Raw genomic sequence first — 21,718 nt, 5'->3', positions numbered from 1 at the left:
CCCGCTCGGTGGTCGCGGGTACCAGACGACGGCGCGAGGGTAACCCTCCGGCCCGTGTCTGAAACGACCCCCGTGACCAGCTTCACCTGACCGAGGTCACCCGCGCGGAGCACCGTCCGCCAGCCTCACGGCCTCGGCGCGCGAGGTCTTGAGCACCCGCAGCAGTTCACGCTGCCGCTGTTTCGCCTCGTCGGTGAGCTTCCGGCCCCGCCGCAGGAACGCCAGTTCGGTCACGCTGGCCTGGTAGCGGCCGACGGCCCTCGCCGCGTCCCGCCCCGACTGCTTCCGCGCCTGTTTCCGCCACGACCGCCGTCCGGACAGGCTGGCCAGCAGCGGCACCTCGGACGGCGCGATCCAGCGCGCGTCGACCATCATCGGCAGCGCGGCCGCGACGATCCGCTGCTCGCGGCGCCGCTGCATGACCACCACCGAGAAGACGCCGATGAACAGCGGCACCATGATCAGGAAGTAGACGTTCAGGAAGGTCTTGGCGCCACCGAGCAGCGCGGCGCCGTTCCACAGCGCGTGCAGCAGCACGGCGACGAGGTAACCGCCGATCGGCGCGAGGATCCGCAGCGAGCGGACCTTGCTGCTCGCCGCGACGCCGAGCCCGATCCCGGTCATCACCGCGAACAGCGGATGCGTGAACGGCGAAAGGACCCCGCGAAGGAAGAACGCGGCGACCACGCCCGCGCTCGTGCCGTCGCCGAAACCGTGCTCGGCGAAGGCCCGGCCGAAGTAGTAGATGTTCTCGGTGAAGGCGAATCCGGCCGCGGTGAACCCGGCGTAGACGATGCCGTCCACGACGCCGTCGAACTCGATCGGGCGGCGCCACCACAGCAGGAGGATGAACGCGGCCTTCGCGGCCTCCTCGACCAGCGGCGCGGAGACCAGGCCGCTGATCTTGCCGCCGCTGCCACTGCCGAGCAGCAGGTCACCGACGGCCTCGGCACCGCTGTTGAGCAGCAGCGCGATGATCGTCGCGACGCACGCTCCCCAGACGAAGGACAGCAGCAGGAGCTTCGGCGGCTCCGGTTCCCAGCGGTCGACCCACAGGAACGCGGTGACCACCACGGCGACCGGGACGAGCGCGGCGAGCACGCCGATCGTCACCGCGGGAAGGCCGACCTTCTCGGTCACCGTGCCGAAGACGAACAGCCCGCACAGCGCGACGGCGATCAGCCCGAGCACCGGCAGGAGCACGGTGATCGACCGAGGCCTGCGGGCGCGGTCGGAACCGGGCTCCGGGGAGGAAGGCTCGCTCACAGCGGGTCACCCTACCGTCGGTACGGGGCAGTGGTTGCCGCCGGAAGTCCTTCGGGGGTATTCGGCGGATCCGGGTTTCTGCTGGGCGTGCGGCCGGAAGGTCCTCGTACCGGGTTGTACTCGGGCCTTTCGGCCGTGCGTCCAGCAGGAAGCTGGGCCGTCGAGACCCCCGGAGGACTTCCGGCGGTGACCACTCAGTCCTCCGCACGCCGCCTGCGCCGCGGAGTGGACTCGTTCGCGCCGTTGGCGGCGAGCAGATCCATCACCGACCGGCCGGACGCGTGCGAGCCGGCGGGAGGCGTTTCGGGGCGGCTGTGCGAAGACCCGTTGCGGGACGGTGTCTCGTCGTCCGGCTTCGCCCGCCTGCCGCCGTGACGGCCACCCGAGGACTCGGTGTTCTGCCACGCCGGGGGTTCGCCGTCCGGACGGCGGCGACGGCCACCGCCGGTGGGCTCGGGCACGTTGGGGGCCGGGGTGAGCGAGGCCGAAGAGTCCTCCGCCGCCCGGCGACGGCGTCCACCGGGCCGGTTCTGCAGCGCGCGGACCTCTTCGGGCAGCGTCGGGTTGACCGCGGGCGGTTCCTCGACGGGGGGGCTGTGCCGCGCCGGGGTCTCGGCGGGCGGGCTGTGCCGGGACGGCGTCTCGGCGGCCGGACGGCGTACGGGTTCGGGCTCCGGCGGCCGCACCGGCTCGGCACGGCGAGGCGGCGGCTCGGAAACGACCGGGATCGACAGCGGGGTCGGGGGCTCCGGTTCACGACGGGGCTCGGGACGCGGCTCCGGACGTGACTGGGGGCTCGGGGCCGGGGGCCGCGGCGGGGTGGCCGACGGCTGGGGCTTCGACGGCGGCGTGGGACGCAGTCGGTCCTGGAAGTCGTCCTTCCGGGGGAACGCGGCGCTCAGGTCGGAGACCGGGCGCTCCTGCGTCCACGACGGCTTCCACTCGCCGGTGGCCTCCATCGGCTCCGGATCGGCGGGCTTGTTCACCGGCGGCGGCGTGCCACCGGCCGGACGGGGCCGTTCGACCGGTTTCATGCCGGGCCTGGTCAGGCCCAGTTCACGGTTCGGCCGGGGACGATCCGGCTCGACCTTCTTCACCGCCGGCTTCGCCTGCGCGGCGGGCTTCACCGGCGGCGTCTGCTTGCGGGTCTGCTCCTCCGGCCGCGACGCGGGCGGACGCTGCACGGTGCCGGCGTCGAGACGCTGCTGCAGCGAGGGCTGCTGCGGACGGCGCTGGGGTTCCTGGCGCGGGGGTTCCGGGCGCTGAGGCTGCCGCGCGACGGTGGGCATCGACGGCTGCGAGACCTCGGCGCGCGAAACGCCGGGCATGGCGGGACGGGACACCTCGGCCGGAGTCACCGGCGGCGGGGTCTTGCGTTTGGCGTCGACCCTCGGCATCGGCCGGGAGACCTCGGCGGGCGACATCCCGGGGTTGGACATCTCCAGCCGCTCGCGGCGGGCGGCTTCGGCGGCGAGCGCTTCGGCGGCCTTCGAGGCGCGGGCGTCGGCCTTGCGCATGCTGCGGCGAGTCGATTCGTCGACCGGCTTGGGCCGGGGCACCTGATTGCTCTGGCCGTAGCCGTTCGCGCCGCCGTTGACCCCGTTGACCCCGTTGGTGCCGTTGACCTGACCGTTCGACGGTTTGCGGCGCGCGGCGGCCGGGGCACCGGCACGGGCGGACGCGGGTTCGAGGACGCGGTCGATCATCTCGGTCGGGCGGTCACGCCCGCGTTCGCGGTCGTCGACGTCGATCGTGGTGCCGTTGGACGCCATGAGCTGCGGTTTGCCGTTGCCGTGGTCGGATCCCGCGCTCATCAGCTGCTTGTTGTCGAGGGACCGCATCCGGGTGGCCTGCGCGGTGAGCGCGACACGTTCGAGGAGAACCTCGCCACCGAAGAGCGACTGGAGGCTTTCACGCAGGGCGCTCACCTCGGCTCTGAGCGCTTCGAGTTCGTCGTGGGAGCGGCTCTCGGCGGCCTGCCGGGTCTCCGCTTCCATCTCCAGCTCGAACTCGCGGCGGGCGGCGATCTCGCGTTCCAGCTCCAGCTCGTAGACGGCCTGCGCCTCGGCGACGGCGTCCTCACTCTGTGACACGTGCTTGCGGTAGCGGACCGCCAGGAAGGCGCCGATCAACGCGGCCCACAGCGCCGCGACGATACCCAGGCGCAAGTAGCGGAGGTCGTCGGAAAGCACCAATGCGAGGGTCGCGCCGACGGCGAGAACCAAGCCGACGACAAGCCACGGCCTACCCGCAAGGCGGCCGCGCGAGTCGTCACCCACCCCGGTCATGCCCAACACCGTACCTTCTAGTAATCCGAACGAGACCTAGTCGGTACTTCGAGCGGCGTCTCCCGAGCGTTAACCGGTCGGCTCGGCATCGCGCTCCCGATCACCGCCTTCGGGCGTCCGGCAGCAGTGTTCGAGCCACAAAGCCGCAGCTACCAGGGCCACCGAGCTGACGATCCCGACCGTCGCCGAACGGAGATCACCGCTCGCCGCGAGGAGTTCGTCACGTCGCGGAAAAAGATACGCGAAAGCCGCCAGCCAGACACCCGTCATGGCGGATCCGGCGAGTGACGAGGCCTTGGCGAGTGCCACCGATCGGGCGACAGAGATCGCCGCCAGCACCCGGCCCTCCTTGATCCTCGAACGGATGATGAACGCGAGCACGAACTCGCAGAGAGCGAGGACGAGCAGCGTGATTCCGGCGAAGAGCGGAAGCGCGGGGATGGAACCGTAGGCGAGCTGGAAGAGCAGGTAGGCCAGGACCAAGCCCAGAAGGCCGGCCACCGCCAGCTCGCGTGGCCGGGTGAAGTGCATGGTCCAACGCTACCTGGCAGGCTTGACTCTCCACCAACTGGAGAGTCGACGATGAAGCATATGGGCACCGCAGCGGTTTTCACCATCGGGGAGCTGGCCAAACGGACCGGCCTGCCGGTGAAGACCATCCGCTTCTATTCCGACGAAGGGCTTTTGCCACCGACCGACCGCACCGATTCCGGTTACCGCCTCTACGACGCCACCGCGATGGCGCGCCTGGAACTGGTCCGGACGCTGCGGGAGCTGGGGCTGGGTCTCGCGGACGTGGAGCGGGCGCTGACCAGGGAAGCGACCATCGGGGACCTCGCGGTCCAGCATGTCGCCGCCCTGGACGAGCAGATCCGGCGACTGGAATTGCGCCGGGCGGTACTGCGAGCGGTGGCCAAACGGGACTCACCACTGGAGGAGGTCGAACTGATGAACAAGCTCGCATCGATGTCGGACGAAGACCGCAAACGTTTGCTGGACCAGTTCTGGGCGGACATGGTCGAAGGACTCGAACTGGATCCGGAGTTCTACGAGCGGATGCGCTCGGCGAAACCGGAACTGCCCGACGACCCGACGCCCGAACAACTGGAGGCATGGATCGAGTTCGCCGAACTCGTGCAGGACGACGAGTTCCGCGCGTCCATCCGCCGGATGAGCGAATGGCACTCGAAGCTCCGGAAGGAGGACGGGGCCGACTTCGGGCAGAAACAGCAGCAGCTGTGGATGGCGTGGAGTCAGAAGGCGTCCGAAGCGCTCGAAGCCGGCATCGCCCCGGACTCGCCGGAAGGGCGGGAACTGGCGGAGACGATCTTCACGGAGTCCTCGCGGAACGGGCAGGACCCGGCCGACCCTGCCTGGCGCAAGCGGCTGACCGACGGGATGGCGATCAGCTCCGACCCGCGGGCCGAGCGGTACTGGCTGCTGCTGGGGAAGATCAACGGCTGGCCGTCGTTCCCCTCGCAGATGCCGCAGGCCGAGTGGATCATCGCCGCCCTGCGTGCCGCCCTCGCCTGACCTGCGTTTCGTCCTCTGAATGCGGTAGTTCGTGGCGCCGACCACCGCATTTAGCGGGCTAAACGCGAACGACCGGCTCACGCATTCAGAGGACGAAATGCGTGAGGCGGACGGAGTCGCGGTCCGAGGCGGGGCGGGCGGCAAGGAGGTCGGCGACCGGGCCGTGGCCGGGGAGCACCGCGTCGGGCTCGATCTCCAGCCAGGGGATCAGCACGCTCGCGCGCTCCGGCGTGCCGGGATGCGGGAGCAGCAACTGGGGGTCGTCGGAGCGCACCCCGTCCACGGTCACTATGTCGACATCCAGCGTGCGCGGCCCCCAGCGGACCTCGCGCACGCGCTCCGCCGCCTGCTCGGCGGCCTGCCCGGTGCGCAGCCAGTCCCAGTGATCACGCGCCGGGTCGTCGACCAGGACGACGGCGTTGAGGAAGTCCGGCTGGTCCTCGACGCCCCAGGCCTTCGTCTCGTAAACCGACGACACCGCGACGACCGACGGCCGGACGGCGTCGACGGCCGACCGGAGGAACGCGAGCCGATCCCCCAGATTGGACCCGAGCGAAAGGCCCGCGCGGCTCATCGCTCCCGCCGCACCGTGACGGCGACGTCGTCGAAGTTCAGCGGGATCGGCGCGGACGGCTTGTGCACCGTCACCTCGACGGCGCTCAGCCGCTCGTCGCGCAGCACCTCGTCGGCGATCTTCCCGGCGACACTCTCGATGAGGTCGTACGGTTCGCCAGCCACGATCCCGGCGGCGAGCTGGGCCAGTTCGCCGTAGTGCAGCGTCTTGGTCAGGTCGTCGGACGCGGCGGCCGGGCCGAGGTCCAGCCACACCACGATGTCGACGACGAACTCCTGCCCGTCGCGCTTCTCGTGGTCGAAGACCCCGTGCCTGCCGAAGACCCGCAACCCGGTCAACGTGATCCGGTCAGACAACAGGACTCCCCTTTCGCCAAGCGGCCGCGACGGTCACGGCGTCGATACTCGCGCCCACCTCGTGCACCCGCACACCCCAGGCGCCCGCCGCCGCGGCGAGCGCGGACACGGCCGCGGTCGCGTTCTCACGACCGTCCGGAGGGGCGGGCTTTCCGTCCTTTCCGGACAACAGGCGCCCGAGGAACCGTTTGCGCGAGGCGCCGACGAGCACCGGGAAACCCAGCGACAGAAAGGAATCCAGACCGTTCAACAGGGCCCAGTCGTGCTCGGCGTTCTTCGCGAAACCCAGTCCGGGGTCGAGCACGATCGCATCGGCGTCGACGCCCGCGGCGAGCGCTTCGTCCACTCGGGACAACAGCTCGGCGCGCACGTCCGCGACGACGTCCTCATAGGACGCCAGCGCGTTCATGTCCTTGCTGTGCCCGCGCCAGTGCATCAGCACCCACGGGACACCGGTCTCGGCGGCGACCTTCGCCATGTTCGGATCGGCCAGCCCGCCGGAGACGTCGTTGATGACCGACGCGCCGGCCTCGACCGCGGCGAGGGCGACCTCGGCGCGCGTGGTGTCCACGGACATCGCGACACCGTCGGCGGCGAGCGAACGGATCACCGGCATGATCCGGGAAATCTCGGTGTCGGCGTCCACCCGGGACGCACCCGGCCGCGTCGACTCCCCGCCGACGTCGATCAGATCCGCTCCGCGCGCCCACATCTCGTGCGCGTGCTCCAGCGCCTGCTCGACGCCGAGGTAGCGACCACCGTCCGAAAAGGAATCAGGGGTGACGTTCAGAATGCCCATCACCGCGCACCGGCCGGGCCGGGGCAGGGCGGTCATCGACGGCCCTTGATCAGGTCCAGCGCCTCCGACCGCGAGGACGCCGAAGTCTGCAGCAGCCCGCGCACGGCGGACGTCGTCGTCCTGGCGCCGGGTTTGCGGATCCCGCGCATGGCCATGCAGAGATGCTCGGCCTCGACCACGACGATCGCGCCGCGCGGATTGAGTTTGCGCATGAGCGCGTCGGCGACCTGGGAGGTGAGGCGCTCTTGGACCTGGGGGCGCTTGGCGTAGAGGTCGACGAGGCGGGCCAGTTTGGACAGCCCGGTGACCTTGCCATGCTCATTGGGGATGTAGCCGATGTGAGCAACGCCGTGGAATGAGAGCAAATGATGTTCACAGGTCGAAAACATCGGGATGTCGGTCACGAGGACGAGTTCTTCGTGCGCCTCGTCGAACGTGCGGTCCAGGACGTGGTCCGGCTCGGTGTAGAGCCCGGCGAACATTTCCCGGTAAGCGCGAGCGACCCGGGCCGGGGTCTCAAGGAGACCGTCCCGGTCCGGGTCCTCACCACAGGCGAGCAGGAGTTCGCGTACGGCTTTCTCGGCCCGGTCCTGGTCGAAGACCGGGCTTGCGCCGTTATCGCTTGGTTTCGTCCTGTCCGTCGTCACGCCGTTGTTTTCCTTCGTCCTGCTGCTGACCGCCGGGCTGGTCAGGCTGGTCGGCAAACCAGCCGTCACGCGGGCGGTCTTCGGCGGGACGCCAGGGCTGGCTCGGCTGGCCGCCCGGCTGGGTCGCCGGGGTCCATCCGGGAGGAGCCCCGTAGTTCGGCGGGCCACCGACGGGCCCACCCTGGTAACCACCTGCCGGTCCGCCCGGCTGCTGCCCACCATATGCCTGCGGCCAGTGGCCGGTGCCGTTCGGCCCACCGTTGGGGCGACCACCGTTGGGGTAGGCGCCGGGCGGCGGAGGAGCGTAGGGGTTGGCGTTCGGGTCCGGCGGCGGGGCCGGGGCCCCGTACGGCGGGCCACCGGGAAGGTCGTTGCCGCCCTGCGCGGTGCCGACCGGGGTCGGCGCCGGCTGCAGCACCGGCTGTTCCTTCTTCTCCTCCGGCGGCGGCCACGGCTCGCCGCGCTCCATCGCCAGTTCGCCGGGGGTCTTGATCGGCGGCTTGTCCGACGGCTTCCGCTCGCCGAACTCGTTGAAGATGGTGATGTGCGGGCGCTTTTCGACGGTCGCGAAGATCCGCTCGAGGTCCTTGCGGGTCAGCGTCTCCTTCTCGAGGAGTTCGATGACCAGCTCGTCCAGCACGTCGCGGTAGGTGCTCAGCACGTGCCACGCCTCGGTGTGCGCGGTCTCGATGAGCTTGCGCACCTCCTCGTCGATCTCGTGCGCGACCTCGAGCGAGTAGTCGGCCTGGCGGCCCGCCGAGCGGCCGAGGAACGGGTCGCCCTGTTCCTGGCCGTACTTGACCGCGCCGAGCCGGGCGCTCATGCCGTATTCGGTGACCATCGCGCGGGCGATCTTGGTCGCCTGCTCGATGTCGGAGGAGGCACCGGTGGTGGGCTCGTGGAAGACGAGCTCCTCCGCGGTCCGGCCGCCCATCGCGAAGACCAGGCGCCCGATCATCTCCGAGCGGGTCATCAACTCCTTGTCGTCCTCCGGGACGAGCAGGGCGTGTCCGCCGGTGCGCCCGCGCGGCAGGATCGTCAGCTTGTAGACCGGTTCGATGTCCGGCATCGCCCACGCGGCGAGCGCGTGCCCGCCCTCGTGGTAGGCCGTGATCTTCTTCTCCTTCTCGGAGATGATCCGGCTCTTGCGGGCGGGGCCGCCGACGACGCGGTCGACCGACTCCTCCAGTGCGGCGTCGGTGATCACGTGCCCGTTCTGGCGGGCGGTGAGCAGCGCGGCCTCGTTGAGCACGTTGGCCAGGTCGGCGCCGGACATGCCGACGGTCCGCTTGGCGAGGCTGCTCAGGTCGGTGCCCTGTGCGATCGGCTTGCCCTTGGCGTGCACCTCGAGGATCGCCTTGCGGCCGCGCATGTCCGGTGCGGACACCGGGATCTGGCGGTCGAAGCGGCCCGGGCGCAGGAGCGCCGGGTCGAGGATGTCGGGACGGTTGGTCGCGGCTATCAGGATGATGCCGCCGCGCGCGTCGAAGCCGTCCATCTCGACGAGGAGCTGGTTCAGCGTCTGCTCACGTTCGTCGTGGCCGCCGCCGAGGCCGGCGCCGCGCTGGCGGCCGACCGCGTCGATCTCGTCGACGAAGATGATGCAGGGCGCGTTCTGCTTGGCCTGCTCGAACAGGTCGCGGACTCGCGAAGCACCGACACCGACGAACATCTCGACGAAGTCGGAACCGGAGATCGTGTAGAACGGCACGCCCGCCTCGCCGGCGACGGCCCTGGCGAGCAGCGTCTTACCGGTACCGGGCGGCCCGTAGAGCAGGACGCCCTTGGGGATCTTCGCGCCGAGTGCCTGGTAGCGCGCGGGATTCTGCAGGAAGTCCTTGATCTCGTACAGCTCTTCGACGGCCTCGTCGGCACCCGCGACGTCCCCGAAGGTCGTCTTGGGCATGTCCTTGTTGAGCTGCTTGGCCTTCGACTTGCCGAAGTTGAGGACGCGGTTCCCGCCGCCCTGGGCGTTGTTCATCATCCACATCAGCAGGCCCAGCACCAGCGCCAAGGGGATGGCGAAGATCAGGATCTGGGTGAGGACGTTCTGCTGGGTGACCTTGGTGGTGAACTTGATCGGGTTGTCACCGGTCTTGAGGGCGATGAGCTGGTTGTAGATGGTGCCCGCGACGTTCGCCGGGTACTGCGCGATGATCTGGTCGACCTGCTGGCCCTCGACCTCGATCTTCTTGTTCAGAAGCAGCTTGACCTGCTGCTCCTTGTCCTCTTGCGAGGCTTCCTTGACGTTGTTCGTGGTGATCTGCTGGTTCGCGACCGAGATCGGCACCTGGGTGTAGCCACGATCACTGTCGAAGATCGTGTTGTATGCGAGAAACGCCAGTACCGCCGCGAGAATCCAGAGCACTGGGTTCCTGAGCACGCTCTTCCGGTTCATACGACTCGGCCCTGGTGGCCTCGACCCTTCCTGGTTGGGCGGCTCCTGTGATACCCGCCATAACGATCTTGACGACCCATGGTGCTCCGACACCCGCCCCTCAGGATACCGCCCGCCTGGACGGACGAGGGTGGTGAGCCTCTCGGACGTCAACGGCGGACGCCTCGCGAGGGTTCCCGGAGCGTGAACGCGTCGGCCACCCTAACGTGTGTCGACCGCCACACCGGCGACCATTTCACCCAGTCGCATGCGCAGTGTCTTGACGTCGGCGGGTGAGACGGTGACCCACTCGCGTCCGTCCGGACCGGCCTGTGACGTGCTGAGGTAGCGCCCGCTGACGGTGTCGAACCAGCCGAGGACGCGGGATCGCTGCTTGGCGCCGACGTGGGACCGGCTGTTCGCTGCCAGCTGACCGCCGCGCAGCCGAGGCTGGCCGGTGAGCTTGCCGAACGCCTCGCGCGGGTCCGCCGTGATGCGCTCACTGAGTGAGACTCGGGCCTTCTCCTTGCGACGGGTCTTCGCCGCTTCGGACTCTTCGGACTGCTTCGTCGGGTTGACGGCGGCCCGGATCGGCTGGGTGCGGCGGGCGTCGTCGATCGGCAGCGTGACGGACGCTTCGGAGCCGCGCTGCCCCGGGGGCAGCAGGTCGACGACCGCGGTCGGCAGTCCGTCGGCCGGGGCCTCGCGCAGCCAGATACCGGACTGGTCCTGGATCGCGAGTACGCCGTCGCGGCCGTCGGTGGCGCCGAGTACGGCGATCGTCGGGGCCTGGAATTCGGGGATGTGCAACGCGTCGATGGTCAGCGAGCCGCGGGCGAGGAGGTAGAGCCAGTCCTCGATCCTCGGCTCCAGCCTTCCCCTGCTGTCGCGGATGCCGCGGGCCTTGAGTTCGACGTCGGTGCGGTTGCGCAGCGCGCGGCGCTCCGCCTCGGTGGCGCCGTGCGAGCGGTTCCGCAGCGGATACGGCAGGTCGCCGAGTTCGGCGGACTCCCAGAGGAAGTCGAACGCCATCGGCGTGAAATGTTCCTGGTGCATTGCTCTGTGCCCTCCCGGCACCTTGGCTCTTGCCGCGGGGTGTGTGCCCGCCGGGACGCCCCCGTGCCCGGCTGGTCGCTGTGCGTCAGGGCGCCCCGGGGTTCACGATAGCGAAGGGGTACGACAAGCGGTGGGCGGATCGGCGAAAGAGCGCCGGCGACCTGAGGGGAGCGGGACCGACGGGCCTCGCGAAGTGTCATAAGGGGTCCCCATAGGACGAAATTCGTCCCATGGGGACCCCTTATGACACACGCGGAGGAGATCAGCGAGGGACCGTGGACTCCGCGGCGATCTTCCCCAGCATCTCCGTGAGCCGGTGCCGCAGCGTCGCCGGATCCGCGGGCGCGATGGTGATCCAGTCCCGTCCGTCGGAGCCGCGGGTGGCCTGGGTGAAGTACCGGCCCGACTGCGTGTCGAACCAGCTCAGCACCGAAGACCGGCTGCGGGTGCCATGCCGGCTGCGCGCGTTGGCGCCGAACTGGCCGCCGCGCAGCCGGGGCTGCGCCTGAAGCCGCGAAAGGGCCTTGCGGTCCTCGTCGGACGTGGCCTGCCCGTCGACCTGCGGCTGGCGACGCTGGAGGAAGTCCGCGCCCGAAGCGCCGACGAGACCGTCCAGCGGGAGGGTGATCGACTTCTCCGTGCCGCGCGCGCCCGGCGGCAGCAGGGAGACGATCGCGCTCGCGAGGCCGTCCGGGGCGATGGGGTGGAAGTGGAAACCTCGCGGGTCCTGGGCGGTCAGGAGGCCCTGGCCGCCGAGCAGCGACGCGACCGCCAGCAGCGGTTCGGTGTTGGGGTTGTTGAGCTGGACGCAGTCCAGGCTCAGGTCCGGCCTCGCGAGGATGCCGAAGAAGTCTTCGAGGTGGGGTTCGGGACGCCCGCGGTCGTCGGCGAGACGGCGCTGGTTCAGCGACTCGAGGGTCTGCTTACGCAGCGCGGCGCGCTCGTCCACGGTCGCCCCGTGCGAACGGAGCCGCAGCGGGTACGGCAGCTCCCCGGCGTTCGCGGTCTCCCAGAGGAAGTCCAGTTCGACCGAGGTGAGCAGTTCACCGTTCGCCATTCAACGCCCCCATACAGGTCAGCGGGCGCGCGGCCGGTTCGGCCGCGCGCCCGGTGAAAACGGCTCTAGCGATCGTCGTCTTCGGTCCACGCGCCGATGACCGGCGGCGGGGTCGCCTCGTTGGCGCCGAAAGCGTCGTCCGGGTCCGGCTCGATGAGGAACGACGCGTGCGTGTGCTCCTCTTCCTGCTCGGCCTGCGCACCGGGGGCGCCCATGCCCATACCGCCGCCCATGCCCTGCATCGGCGGGGTGGGGCCGCCACCGATGGTGCCGCTGGAGGACACGATGCCCTGCTGAGGCACGGCCTGGGACGCGGCGCTCTGCGCGGGAGAGTTGTCCGTCGCCGCGGCGTCGGTGCTGTCGGTGTCCTTGGCGCCGGACTTGTTGCCCTGTCCGAGTGCCTTGGCACCGGCGTAGCCGAGACCGCCGCCGAGCGCGGCCGCGGTGAGTGCCTGCCCGAGCCCGTTGCCGCCGCTCGCCGGGGCGTGCGGGGCGATCGGGGCGCCCGCGCCGGAGGCGACACCGGCGCCGGGCGCGACACCCGCGGCCGGCAGGTTCCCGGTGGCGGGGCTGTAGCCCGCCTGCGAGAAGACGCCCGAGTCCGGTCCGGCGTGGACGGCCCCGGCGTGCGGGCCGCCCTGCGCGCCGCCGTAGCCGTGCGTGCCGGCGAGGACGGGGGTGCCGGAGACGGCACCGGGGTTGAGGCCGCCCGCGCCGACGTTGCCGACGCCGCTGAACGAGCTGCTGTTGTGCGTGGCCGTCGGCTTCATGCCGAGGGATTCGGGGCCGAAGCTCGGGGTCGAGCTGTCGACCTCGCTCATCTCCTTGGTGTAGGCCTCGAGGAACCTGGCCTGCTCCGCCCGCACTTCCTTGTCCTTGTCGGCAAGGGGCTTCTGGTCGGTGATCATGCCGATCGGGCCCGCCGCGAGGGCCTGGCCCATCGCCTTCTCGGGGCTGTAGTCGGTCGGCTTCGGCATCAGCTTGACCTTGGTGGCCGCGTCGGCCTGCTTCTGCAGCCTGTCCGACATCGTGACCGCGGCTTCGGAGGCCTGCGAGCCCGAGTTCGCGATGGCGACCAGCGCGCCCTGCGCACTCGCCGCGCCCTGGCCGATCCAGGCGGCGCCCAGTTCGGAGATCGCGTTGTAGAGGTCGTTCGACGCCTGGTTCAGCTGGCTGCCGTGCGAGCTCCACGACTGGCTGATGGCCGTCGCCGTGCTGGGGTCGTTGCCGAGGTTGGCCTGGTTCCACAGGTCCTGGCTGGTCGGCGCGCTCTCCCAGTTCGGCGGGTTGGTGATGGCGCGGTCGGCGCCGATCTCGAACCCGTCGGAGCGGCCGCGGGCGGACTCGACGATGCCGGACGTCTGCCCGCTGTCGCCGAGCTGGACCGGGGTGCTGCTCTGCTCGCCGTAAGAGTCGGCGCTGTGCTTCGGTGGCATGGCTTTCTGACTCCCCCTCAGACGTTACGGAACGGCTCGGCCGCGGCCTGGTCGATCTCGTGGTAGCGGGCCATCGCCGTCACGATGCCGGACTCGGCGGCCTCGTACTGCTGGTACAGGTTCTGGAGGGCCGCGGCGTACGAGTCGCCGCCGCCGTCAGCGCGGTTCGCGACCTTCGCGGCGATGGCGTGCCCGACCGGGTTGTCGCCCAGCTTCGGCGCCTGCCCGAGGTCACCGGCACGGTGCAGCAGGGACTCGATGGCGTCCTTGCCGGTACGGATCTTGTTCAGGACGGTCTGGGCCGCGTCCGGGTCGATCCCGACCTGACCCTGGGCCGCGGCGTTCTTGAACGCGTTCGCGTCCGCCAAGCTGCTGTTCCCCATCTGAGCTCTCTCCGTTTCCCCCGGGCCAGGCCACGACGTCTCCGTGGCAAAGGTCTTCGCATAGGTTAACGCACTTGATCGCAGCCTATGACGCGTTCTCGGTGCTCAGGGTTCCCCATTTCCGCCGACCCGGGCAAGCGGTTCTCAGGACGTGTAAACGTGCGGATCCAAGGTGCCGATGTAGGGCAGGTCCCGGTAACGCTCCGCGTAGTCCAGGCCGTATCCGACGACGAATTCGTTGGGGATGTCGAACCCGATGTACTTGACCGGTACGTCGACCTTGACCGCCTCCGGCTTGCGCAGGAGCGAGACGACTTCGAGCGAGGCCGGGTTGCGGCTGGCGAGGTTCTTCAGGAGCCAGGACAGCGTGAGCCCGGAGTCGACGATGTCCTCGACGATGAGCACGTCGCGGCCGGCGATGTCGCGATCGAGGTCCTTGAGGATCCGCACCACGCCCGACGACGAGGTCGACGAGCCGTAAGAGGAGACCGCCATGAACTCGAGCTGGGAGGGAAGAGGGAGTGCCCTGGCGAAGTCCGTCATGAACATCACCGCGCCCTTGAGCACGCCGACGAGCAGGAGGTCTCCCTGCCCGGCGCCGGGGCCGTCGGCCGGATAGTCCGCGGCTACCTGCGCGGCCAGCTCGGCGATCTTGTCGTTGATCTGCTGCTCGGTGACGAGCACGGAGGCGATCTCGCCTTCGTACACGGGACGTTCCCCTCTAGGTGGTGGAATGGGGTGCTGCGAGGGAGAGCCTGCCATGCGCCCGCGCGGCCACCAAGTCGCCGGGTAGCCAGACCCCGCCCTGACCCCGCCAGTTCCCCACCAGCGCGTCGACCGAACGCAGGTGGGCGTCGGTGAGTTCGCGGACGCCGGAGTCCAGCAGCCACCTGCGGAGGACACGCCGTCGCAGCGCGGGCGGCTCGGTGGAGAGCACCGCGATGTCGAGCCCTTCCTCGATGAAGGCACGCAGGTAGACCTCGTCGGCGAGTGTGTCCAACGCCTCGGTGTCCTCGCGCAGTTGCGCCGCGGTGCGGGCGAGCGAGGCCGCGACTCCGCCGGACAGCACCTCCTCCAGCAGGGGCAGTGCTTCCGTCCGTAACCGGACACGGGTGAACCGCGGATCCTCGTTGTGCGGGTCCTGCCACGGGTCGACGCCGAGCGCGCGGCACGCCCGCCGGGTGGTGGCGCGGGTGACGCCGAGCAGCGGCCGTCCCCAGGGCGGGTCGTGCGGCCGCATCCCGGCCAGCGATCGTGGTCCCGAACCCCGGCCGAGGCCGAGCAGGACGGTTTCGGCCTGGTCGTCGAGGGTGTGGCCGAGGAGGACGACGCCGTGTCCCTCCGGCAGCGCCGAGCGCAGGGCGCGATAGCGGGCCCGGCGGGCCGCCGCTTCCGGGCCGCCCGCGCCCTCGACGCGCACCGTGAGAACCTCGGCGGTGTCGACGCCCAGTTCACGAGCGGTGCTCGCCGCCTTCGCCGCCGTTTCGGCGGAGCCGTCCTGGAGGCCGTGGTCGACGACGAGCGCGCGAACCTTCAGCCCCGCGCGGGAACCGGTGAAGGCCGCGGCTTCGGCGAGCGCCAGCGAATCGGCACCGCCGGAGACGGCGACGCACAGCTCGTCACGGACGTCGGTGATCGACGCGAGGAACTCCCGCACGGCCGTTCGGACGGCCGCGATCGCCGGATCCGGCCCGCTCACCCGTGCAGGCGCCGCACCCAGGCCGCCGGATCGGTGATCTCGGCGCGGGTCGGCAACGTGTTCGGCGAGGTCCACACCGCGTTGAAACCGTCCATGCCGACGGCCCCGACGACGTGCTTCGTGAACTTCGCGCCCTGTTCGTACTGGCGCATCTTCGCGTCCACGCCGAGCAGGGTGCGCAGCACGCGGTCGATCAGCCCGCCGCCCTTGCGCCGGGCGGTGAACCGCGACCGGATCAGCTCGACACTCGGCACGACCTGCGGGCCGACGGCGTCCATCACGAAGTCGGCGTGCCCCTCCAGCAGGGTGGAGAGGGCGAGCAGCCGGTCGAACACCGCGCGTTCGCCCGGCGACTGCAGCAGCTCCGCCAGCCCCGCGCCGCCCGTCTTGCCCTTGCCGATCTGCTTGATCGTGTCCGGCAGCCGCCCGACCAGGTCGCTCAGCCCGTCCGCGTCGCGGCCGGCGAGCCCGCCGATCAGGCGCTCGACCTCGTCGGCGAAGTAGTCGCGCAGCCAGGTGACCGCGGTGAACTGCAGCCGGTGGGTGCACTCGTGCAGGCAGACCCACAGCCGGAAGTCGTGCCCCGGCACGTCCATCGCGCGCTGGGCGGCGACCACGTTCGGCGCGACGAGCACCAGACGGCCCTCACGGTCCGGCCCGCCGAACGGGTCGTACTGGCCGAGCACCCGGGAAGCCAGGAAAGCGAGCACCAGACCGGTCTGGACGCCGGCGCCGGAGGCCAGCACGGGACCGAGCGGCCCGCCCTGCGCCTGCGGCAGGGCGCGGCCGGTGAGCGCGTCGAGCCCGGCGGCGGCCGAGCGGACCCAGCCGGGCCTGTCGACGACGTCGGCGGGCAGCAGCGGCAGGTCGAGCCCGAGCCCGGTCAGCTCACGGACGTGCCCCTCCGCTTCGCTGGTCAGCTCGCGAAGATCGGCGACGGCTTCTTCGGCCTCTTCGCGATCGACCACCGGGCCGCCACGCACCAGCAGGGCGCCCGTCGAGGCGGCCAGGGACCAGTCGACCATCGAACGTGTCTTGGTCGGCGTTTCCTCAGTCACTCTTATGACGCTACCCGCTGAAAGGCCGGATTCCGCCGCGAATTCCTCACGCTCCGGTTCCGGTCGCTCACGGAAGTCACCGGCAACCGCATTTGTGCAGCGTCGCCGCGACGACGTCGAGCGCGGCCCGGCCCTTGTTCTGATCCGAGCCGGACGACATCAGCGCGAACACCAGCATCCGGCCGTCGGTGTCGAGCACCACCCCGGCCAGGGTGTTCACCCCGGACAGCGTCCCGGTCTTGCCGCGGACCCAGCCCCGGCCCGCCGACGACGCCGGATCGCCGTAGCGCTTCTCCAGCGTCCCGCTGCCACCGGCGACGGGGAGGCCCGCCAGCATCGGCCGCAGTTTGGCCGTCCGCGGATCCTGCCCGTCCGGCGCCGCCGCCACCGCGAGGATCTCGCTGAGCACCTTGGCCGGGATCTTGTTCTGGTCGGACAGCCCGCTGCCGTCGTTGAGCTGGACGCCGGTGAGGTCGAAACCGGCCTGCTTCAGGACGTCCATCGTCGCGGACGCGCCACCGGCGAACGACGGCTCGGCGCCCTTCGCCAGCGCGACCTGGCGGGCGAGGGCGTCGGCGAGCATGTTGTCCGAAAGCTGCAGCAGCGAGTTCGCGAACTCCGTCAACGGCTGAGACTTGACCTCGCCGAGCACCTTCGCGTCCTTCGGTGCCGTCGTCGTGCCACCGGCCTGGGCTTCGAGCTTTCCAGCGATCTTCTGGGTCAGCGCCGTCGCGGGGTTCGCGACACGGGGCGAGTGGTCGTTCTTCGGATCGGTGCGGCCGCCGTCGGCCATCACCGGGACGACCGGCGCCATGTAGGTGTTCCCGGCGGCGGTGTCCTCGGGATCCCAGCCCACCGCCCCTGTCGGCCCCTTGAACAGGCTGACGTCCAGCTGGACCTTGGAGATCTTGCCGCCCGCCGCCTTCTTGACCTGGGCGACGAGGTCGTCGACATGGGCGGCACCCGGATACAGCGGCGAGTCGGTGCCCAGCGGGAGCGCGGTCAGCGAGGGGTCGCCACCCGCGACGAGGATGACCGTGCCCGGGTCCGCGCCCTGGACGATCTTCGTCGAGATCTGCGTCCCGTGGTCCATCGACAGCAGCGCGGCCGCCACGACGAGGATCTTCGTGGTCGACGCCGGGGTCAGCGGGGTGGCGGAGTTCTTGTCCCAGAGGACGGTCCCGCTCGCCGCGTCCACGACGGTGCCGGTGAGCGTGCCGAGGTCGGCGGACCCGGCGGGGCCCTTCAGCGCGGCGGCGAGCCCTTCCTTCGTCGGCCCGGCGCCGTTGACGTCCGGGCCGTGCAGGACCCGGGTGACGCCGGCGGGCTTCGGGATCTCGCCCTTCGGCGCGTTCGGTGCCCACGGCAGGCCGAGCCGGTTCGACACCTTCGGCATCGCGGCGGCCCCGCCGAGGCCGGCGAGCAGCAGGACGACGACCACGGTCGTGATCACGAGGACCTTGCGCTTGCGCTTCTTCGGCTTCGGCGCGGGTGCGGCCTCGGTCTCGGCGGCCGGGGGCTCATCCGACGGCGGTTCGGCGTGCCGCATCCCGACGGTGGCTTCGGAGTCGAACCGCTCTTCGGCCGGCTCGATGCGGACCGGCCGCGCGTGCATGGTCGCCGACGGGACCGGCGCCGGACTCGGCGGCTCGACCCGGTTCTGCTCAGGACGGCGCTGAGGTTCTTGACGCTGGGGCTCCTGGCGTGGCGGCTCCTGGCGCTGGGGTTCTTGACGCGGCTCGGGATCGCGGGACGGCGTGCCGGCGTTTCGGTCGAACTGGTCCCAGTCGGGTTCGGTCAGGTGCTGCGGCTGGACAGGCTGCACGAAGACCGTCTTCGGCGCCTCGGGCTCCTTCGGCTCGACCGGTGTGACCGGGGCGAAGGCGGACCACTGCGGCGTGGGGGTGTCCGGGACGTCCGGTTCTTCCTCGACCTCGACGACCGGCTGGAACCACGAGCCACTTTCGGGTGTGACCTTGGGCACTGACAGCTCTTCGGTCTTGCCGCTCGCCAGGCCCGACATCGGCAGCCAGACGGTGGACTCGCCGTTCCCCTCGGTGCCCTTGGGCTCGGTGGATGAGGTGTCCTTGTCGTCCGACGGCCACCTCGGGTCATCGTTTTCCGGCACTCGACACTCCTTCATCCACCGCCAGGGGAAGGGGCCAAGCTCACATACGACCACATCGATGCGACCGTCCGGGCCCCCGTGGTCCACACTAGTGAAGACAAGACGATGATTTCGGTGAGCCGTCGCGACGGCGGGGCGTACCAAAGACGAGAGCAGCGAGGCCGGCGTGGAATTCGACGTCACTATCGAAATCCCCAAGGGGGAGCGCAACAAGTACGAGGTGGACCACAAGACCGGTCGGATCAAACTCGACCGGACGCTGTTCACCGCCACCCAGTACCCCGCCGACTACGGGTTCATCGACGACACCCTCGGCCAGGACGGCGACCCGCTCGACGTGCTGGTGCTCGTCCAGGAGCCGACCTTCCCGGGCTGCCTGATCCGCTGCCGCGCGATCGGCATGTTCCGGATGACCGACGAGAAGGGCCCGGACGACAAGGTCCTCGCGGTCCCGACGAACGACCCGCGCCTGGAGCACCTGCGGGACATCCACCACCTGAACGAGTTCCACAAGCTCGAGATCCAGCACTTCTTCGAGGTGTACAAGGACCTGGAGCCGGGCAAGAGCGTCGAGGGCTCGTCCTGGGTCGGGCGTGCCGACGCCGAGGCCGAAATCAAGCGTTCGCTCGAACGTGAGACCGACCGGCTGGCCAAGGAGGCCATCGACGGTCCCGCGGCTCACTAGTTCTCCGCGACGAAGGGGCCTTTCGCCACGTCTGACGTGGCGAAAGGCCCCTTCGCTGCGTTCTGTCGCCCTAGGGTCCCTCAGGCGAGTCGCGTTTAGCCCGCTAAACGCGACTCGCCTGCCTAGGCCGAGTAGCCCGGGATCGGGAACGGCGCCAGGAACTCGCGGATCTCGGCGGCGATGGTGTCCAAAGCGGACTGTTCCTCGGCCGCCGCCGCGGTGATCGTGCGGTCGATCCAGTCCGCGACCTGCACCTGGTGCTCCGGCTTGAGCCCGCGGGTGGTGATCGCGGAGGTGCCGAGCCGGATACCCGACGGGTCGAACGGCTTGCGCGGGTCGAACGGCACGGTGTTGTAGTTCAGCTCGATCCCGGCGCGGTCCAGCGCCTGCGCCGCGGGCTTGCCCGGCACGTTCTTGTTCGTCAGGTCGATGAGCAGCAGGTGGTTGTCGGTGCCGCCGGACACGAGGTCGTAGCCGCGTTCGGTCAGCGCCTCCGCCAGCGCCTTCGCGTTGGCCACGATCGCGTGGGCGTACTCGGCGAACTCAGGCTTCTGCGCCTCACCGAGCGCCACCGCGATCGCCGCGGTCGTGTGGTTGTGCGGGCCGCCCTGCAGACCCGGGAACACGGCCTTGTCGACGGCCTTCGCGTGGTCGGCGTCGGAGAGGATCATCGCGCCGCGGGGGCCGCGGAGCGTCTTGTGCGTGGTCGTGGTGATGACCTGCGCGTGCCCGACCGGCGACGGATGCGCGCCACCGGCGACGAGCCCGGCGATATGCGCGATGTCGGCGACGAGGACGGCGTCGACCTCGCGGGCGATCTCCGCGAACGCCGGGAAGTCGATGGTTCGCGGGATCGCCGTGCCGCCCGCGAAGATCAGCTTCGGCCGGTGCTGCAGCGCGAGTTCGCGGACCTGGTCGAGGTCGACACGGCCGGTCTCCTTGCGGACGCCGTAGCGGACGGGGGTGAACCACTTGCCTGTCGCGGACACGCTCCAACCGTGCGTGAGGTGGCCGCCGTCCGGCAGCGCCATGCCGAGGACGGTGTCGCCCGGCTGCGCGAAGGCGAGGTACACCGCGAGGTTCGCCGGGGAGCCGGAGTACGGCTGGACGTTGGCGTGGTCGACGCCGAAGACGGCCTTCGCGCGCTCGATGGCGAGGTTCTCGACCTGGTCGATGAGCTGCTGGCCCTCGTAGTACCGCTTGCCGGCGTAGCCCTCGGAGTACTTGTTGGTGAGGACGGTGCCCGTCGCCTCCAGTACGGCCTGGGAGACGTAGTTCTCGGACGCGATCAGGCGGATCTTGTCGTGCTGGCGTTTCGCCTCGTCCTCGACGAGCCCCGCGATCTGCGGGTCGGCGGCGGCGAGCGCGGAAAGTTCGGGCTGGTGTGTCATCGGACGTACTCCTGCCAGAGACGGCCGGACCCAGGCGCGCGGTACCGGCCTTGTCGTCGCTTCCCGGTGGTGCTCCACCTCAAATGGCGCCAGTCGCTGGTGCGCACCAGACTAGTGCACTCCGCTCGTGCCGGGCTCGGCGTGCGGACGATGCCCGCTGCACCAACGGCGGCTGCACCCGGACGTCCGATCGCAGAACGCCTGGGCGCAGACGGCGCAGCGTTTGAGCCGCCGCCAGCCGCCGTACGCGACCAGTCCGGCCAGCCCGGAAGCGCCCGCGACCAGGTCGCCGCAACCCGGCCACGACGTCACATGCACTACGCGCCAACCGTTTCCGGCACGGCGCAGGCGCGGCGCCGCCCCCGTGCCCGCCAGGATCCGGTTGAGCCGGTCCGCGGCCGCGGGTTCGTCGGGCAGCGCCGCCACCACCCCGTCGAGCCACGGATTCCCTTGGGCCAGCAGCCTTTCCGCGAGCTCGAGTTCCGGGTCGAGGTCGCGGAAAGGCGGGACGATCACGTGCTTGCGTGTCACGGTTCTTCGATCGCGACGCCCATCGAGCGGGCGGTGCCCGCGATCGTGCGCATGGCCGCGCCGAGGTCGCCGGTGTTGAGGTCCGGCAGCTTCCGCTCGGCGATCTCGCGCAACTGGTCCTGGGTGAGCTTCCCGGCGACCTCATGTCCTGGACGGCCGGATCCCTTGCCGCCCAGTGCTTTCTTGATGAGGAACGACGTCGGCGGGGTCTTCAGGCGGAGTTCGAACGAGCGGTCCTCGAACACCGAGACGACCACCGGGACGATGTCGCCCCGCTGCGCCGCCGTCGCCGCGTCGTAGGCCTTCTTGACCTCGACGAGGTTCACGCCGGTCTGGCCGAGCATCTTGCCGAGGTCGACCACCGGCGCGTTGCCGGCGGTCAGCTCGAGCGTCGCTTGGTGGGTCTTCTTCTTGGTCTTCGGTGCCATAGGCCCGAAGCTAATGTCTCCAGTTA

21 protein-coding genes are annotated in these 21,718 nt (G+C 70.3%); 2 read left to right on the top strand and 19 right to left on the bottom strand.

The features are described 5' to 3' along the window. Positions 1–96: 96 nt before the first annotated feature. The 3 genes from SD37_RS02955 to SD37_RS02945 all read right to left on the bottom strand — a co-directional run bounded on the left by SD37_RS02955 (position 97) and on the right by SD37_RS02945 (position 4,085). Positions 97–1,266, bottom strand: a complete 1,170-nt coding sequence (locus SD37_RS02955; RefSeq protein WP_083254863.1) for a PrsW family intramembrane metalloprotease — start codon at positions 1,264–1,266, stop codon at positions 97–99. A gap of 194 nt (positions 1,267–1,460) precedes the next feature. Beyond that, entirely contained in the window at positions 1,461–3,554 is a 2,094-nt protein-coding gene (locus SD37_RS02950) for a DUF6779 domain-containing protein (RefSeq protein WP_044853726.1), read from the bottom strand. A 69-nt stretch (positions 3,555–3,623) separates the two neighbouring features. After that, positions 3,624–4,085 (bottom strand): DUF3180 domain-containing protein, encoded by a 462-nt coding sequence (locus SD37_RS02945; protein ID WP_044853725.1) that lies wholly within the window; start codon positions 4,083–4,085, stop codon positions 3,624–3,626. 60 nt (positions 4,086–4,145) lie between these two features. Here SD37_RS02945 and SD37_RS02940 point away from each other — a divergent pair, with 60 nt between their 5' ends. After that, a complete protein-coding gene (locus tag SD37_RS02940) occupies positions 4,146–5,087 on the top strand; it encodes a MerR family transcriptional regulator (RefSeq protein WP_044853724.1) in 942 nt (313 codons plus the stop codon). Between the two features lie 85 nt (positions 5,088–5,172). On the opposite strand, the gene folK is transcribed toward SD37_RS02940, so the two are convergent. From folK to dacB, 13 genes are all read right to left on the bottom strand, one after another. Then, positions 5,173–5,661, bottom strand: a complete 489-nt coding sequence (gene folK, locus SD37_RS02935; protein WP_065912742.1) for a 2-amino-4-hydroxy-6-hydroxymethyldihydropteridine diphosphokinase — start codon at positions 5,659–5,661, stop codon at positions 5,173–5,175. Then, positions 5,658–6,017 carry a dihydroneopterin aldolase gene (gene folB, locus SD37_RS02930; protein WP_037318356.1) on the bottom strand — a complete coding sequence of 120 codons (360 nt, stop codon included), beginning with the start codon at positions 6,015–6,017 and terminating at the stop codon, positions 5,658–5,660. The genes folK and folB overlap by 4 nt, the downstream gene beginning before the upstream one ends. Continuing rightward, a complete protein-coding gene (gene folP / locus SD37_RS02925) occupies positions 6,010–6,852 on the bottom strand; it encodes a dihydropteroate synthase (RefSeq protein WP_044853722.1) in 843 nt (280 codons plus the stop codon). The genes folB and folP overlap by 8 nt, the downstream gene beginning before the upstream one ends. After that, positions 6,849–7,463 (bottom strand): GTP cyclohydrolase I FolE, encoded by a 615-nt coding sequence (folE, locus tag SD37_RS02920; RefSeq protein WP_044853721.1) that lies wholly within the window; start codon positions 7,461–7,463, stop codon positions 6,849–6,851. Before folE ends, folP begins: the two co-directional genes overlap by 4 nt. Next, positions 7,432–9,861, bottom strand: coding sequence for an ATP-dependent zinc metalloprotease FtsH (gene ftsH, locus SD37_RS02915; protein ID WP_044853720.1), 2,430 nt, complete (start codon positions 9,859–9,861; stop codon positions 7,432–7,434). The genes folE and ftsH overlap by 32 nt, the downstream gene beginning before the upstream one ends. Before the next feature lie 201 nt (positions 9,862–10,062). Next, positions 10,063–10,896, bottom strand: a complete 834-nt coding sequence (locus SD37_RS02910; RefSeq protein ID WP_044853719.1) for an ESX secretion-associated protein EspG — start codon at positions 10,894–10,896, stop codon at positions 10,063–10,065. Positions 10,897–11,158: 262 nt separating this feature from the next. Then, positions 11,159–11,953: an ESX secretion-associated protein EspG gene (locus SD37_RS02905; RefSeq protein ID WP_044853718.1), complete on the bottom strand. Its 795-nt coding sequence runs from the start codon at positions 11,951–11,953 to the stop codon at positions 11,159–11,161. A 65-nt stretch (positions 11,954–12,018) separates the two neighbouring features. Next, the gene (locus SD37_RS02900; protein ID WP_044853717.1) at positions 12,019–13,389 is read right to left on the bottom strand and encodes a WXG100 family type VII secretion target; all 1,371 of its coding nucleotides are present in this window, start codon (positions 13,387–13,389) and stop codon (positions 12,019–12,021) included. Positions 13,390–13,406: 17 nt separating this feature from the next. After that, a complete protein-coding gene (locus SD37_RS02895; RefSeq protein WP_037318375.1) occupies positions 13,407–13,772 on the bottom strand; it encodes a hypothetical protein in 366 nt (121 codons plus the stop codon). 144 nt (positions 13,773–13,916) lie between these two features. Continuing rightward, positions 13,917–14,480: a hypoxanthine phosphoribosyltransferase gene (hpt, locus tag SD37_RS02890; protein ID WP_037318378.1), complete on the bottom strand. Its 564-nt coding sequence runs from the start codon at positions 14,478–14,480 to the stop codon at positions 13,917–13,919. Positions 14,481–14,493: 13 nt separating this feature from the next. Next, positions 14,494–15,471 (bottom strand): tRNA lysidine(34) synthetase TilS, encoded by a 978-nt coding sequence (gene tilS / locus SD37_RS02885; RefSeq protein ID WP_044853716.1) that lies wholly within the window; start codon positions 15,469–15,471, stop codon positions 14,494–14,496. After that, positions 15,468–16,496 (bottom strand): zinc-dependent metalloprotease, encoded by a 1,029-nt coding sequence (locus tag SD37_RS02880; protein ID WP_044853715.1) that lies wholly within the window; start codon positions 16,494–16,496, stop codon positions 15,468–15,470. Before SD37_RS02880 ends, tilS begins: the two co-directional genes overlap by 4 nt. Before the next feature lie 109 nt (positions 16,497–16,605). Beyond that, positions 16,606–18,657 carry a D-alanyl-D-alanine carboxypeptidase/D-alanyl-D-alanine endopeptidase gene (gene dacB / locus SD37_RS02875; RefSeq protein ID WP_044853714.1) on the bottom strand — a complete coding sequence of 684 codons (2,052 nt, stop codon included), beginning with the start codon at positions 18,655–18,657 and terminating at the stop codon, positions 16,606–16,608. 166 nt (positions 18,658–18,823) lie between these two features. On the opposite strand from dacB, the gene SD37_RS02870 reads away from it, so the two are divergent. Further along, positions 18,824–19,342 carry an inorganic diphosphatase gene (locus SD37_RS02870; protein ID WP_037318389.1) on the top strand — a complete coding sequence of 173 codons (519 nt, stop codon included), beginning with the start codon at positions 18,824–18,826 and terminating at the stop codon, positions 19,340–19,342. Positions 19,343–19,464: 122 nt separating this feature from the next. On the opposite strand, the gene SD37_RS02865 is transcribed toward SD37_RS02870, so the two are convergent. The 3 genes from SD37_RS02865 to SD37_RS02855 all read right to left on the bottom strand — a co-directional run bounded on the left by SD37_RS02865 (position 19,465) and on the right by SD37_RS02855 (position 21,692). Continuing rightward, complete coding sequence (locus SD37_RS02865; protein ID WP_044853713.1) at positions 19,465–20,733, bottom strand: serine hydroxymethyltransferase; 1,269 nt, start codon at positions 20,731–20,733, stop codon at positions 19,465–19,467. 111 nt (positions 20,734–20,844) lie between these two features. Beyond that, entirely contained in the window at positions 20,845–21,264 is a 420-nt protein-coding gene (locus SD37_RS02860) for an ABATE domain-containing protein (RefSeq protein WP_052675058.1), read from the bottom strand. Then, positions 21,261–21,692: an uL11 family ribosomal protein gene (locus SD37_RS02855; protein WP_044853712.1), complete on the bottom strand. Its 432-nt coding sequence runs from the start codon at positions 21,690–21,692 to the stop codon at positions 21,261–21,263. Before SD37_RS02855 ends, SD37_RS02860 begins: the two co-directional genes overlap by 4 nt. Positions 21,693–21,718: the final 26 nt, after the last annotated feature.

The organism is Amycolatopsis orientalis (assembly GCF_000943515.2).
GTDB classification, from domain to species: Bacteria; Actinomycetota; Actinomycetes; order Mycobacteriales; family Pseudonocardiaceae; genus Amycolatopsis; species Amycolatopsis orientalis.
Note: the sequence above shows the minus strand (reverse complement) of the source record. Positions and strands in the feature narration are given on the sequence as shown.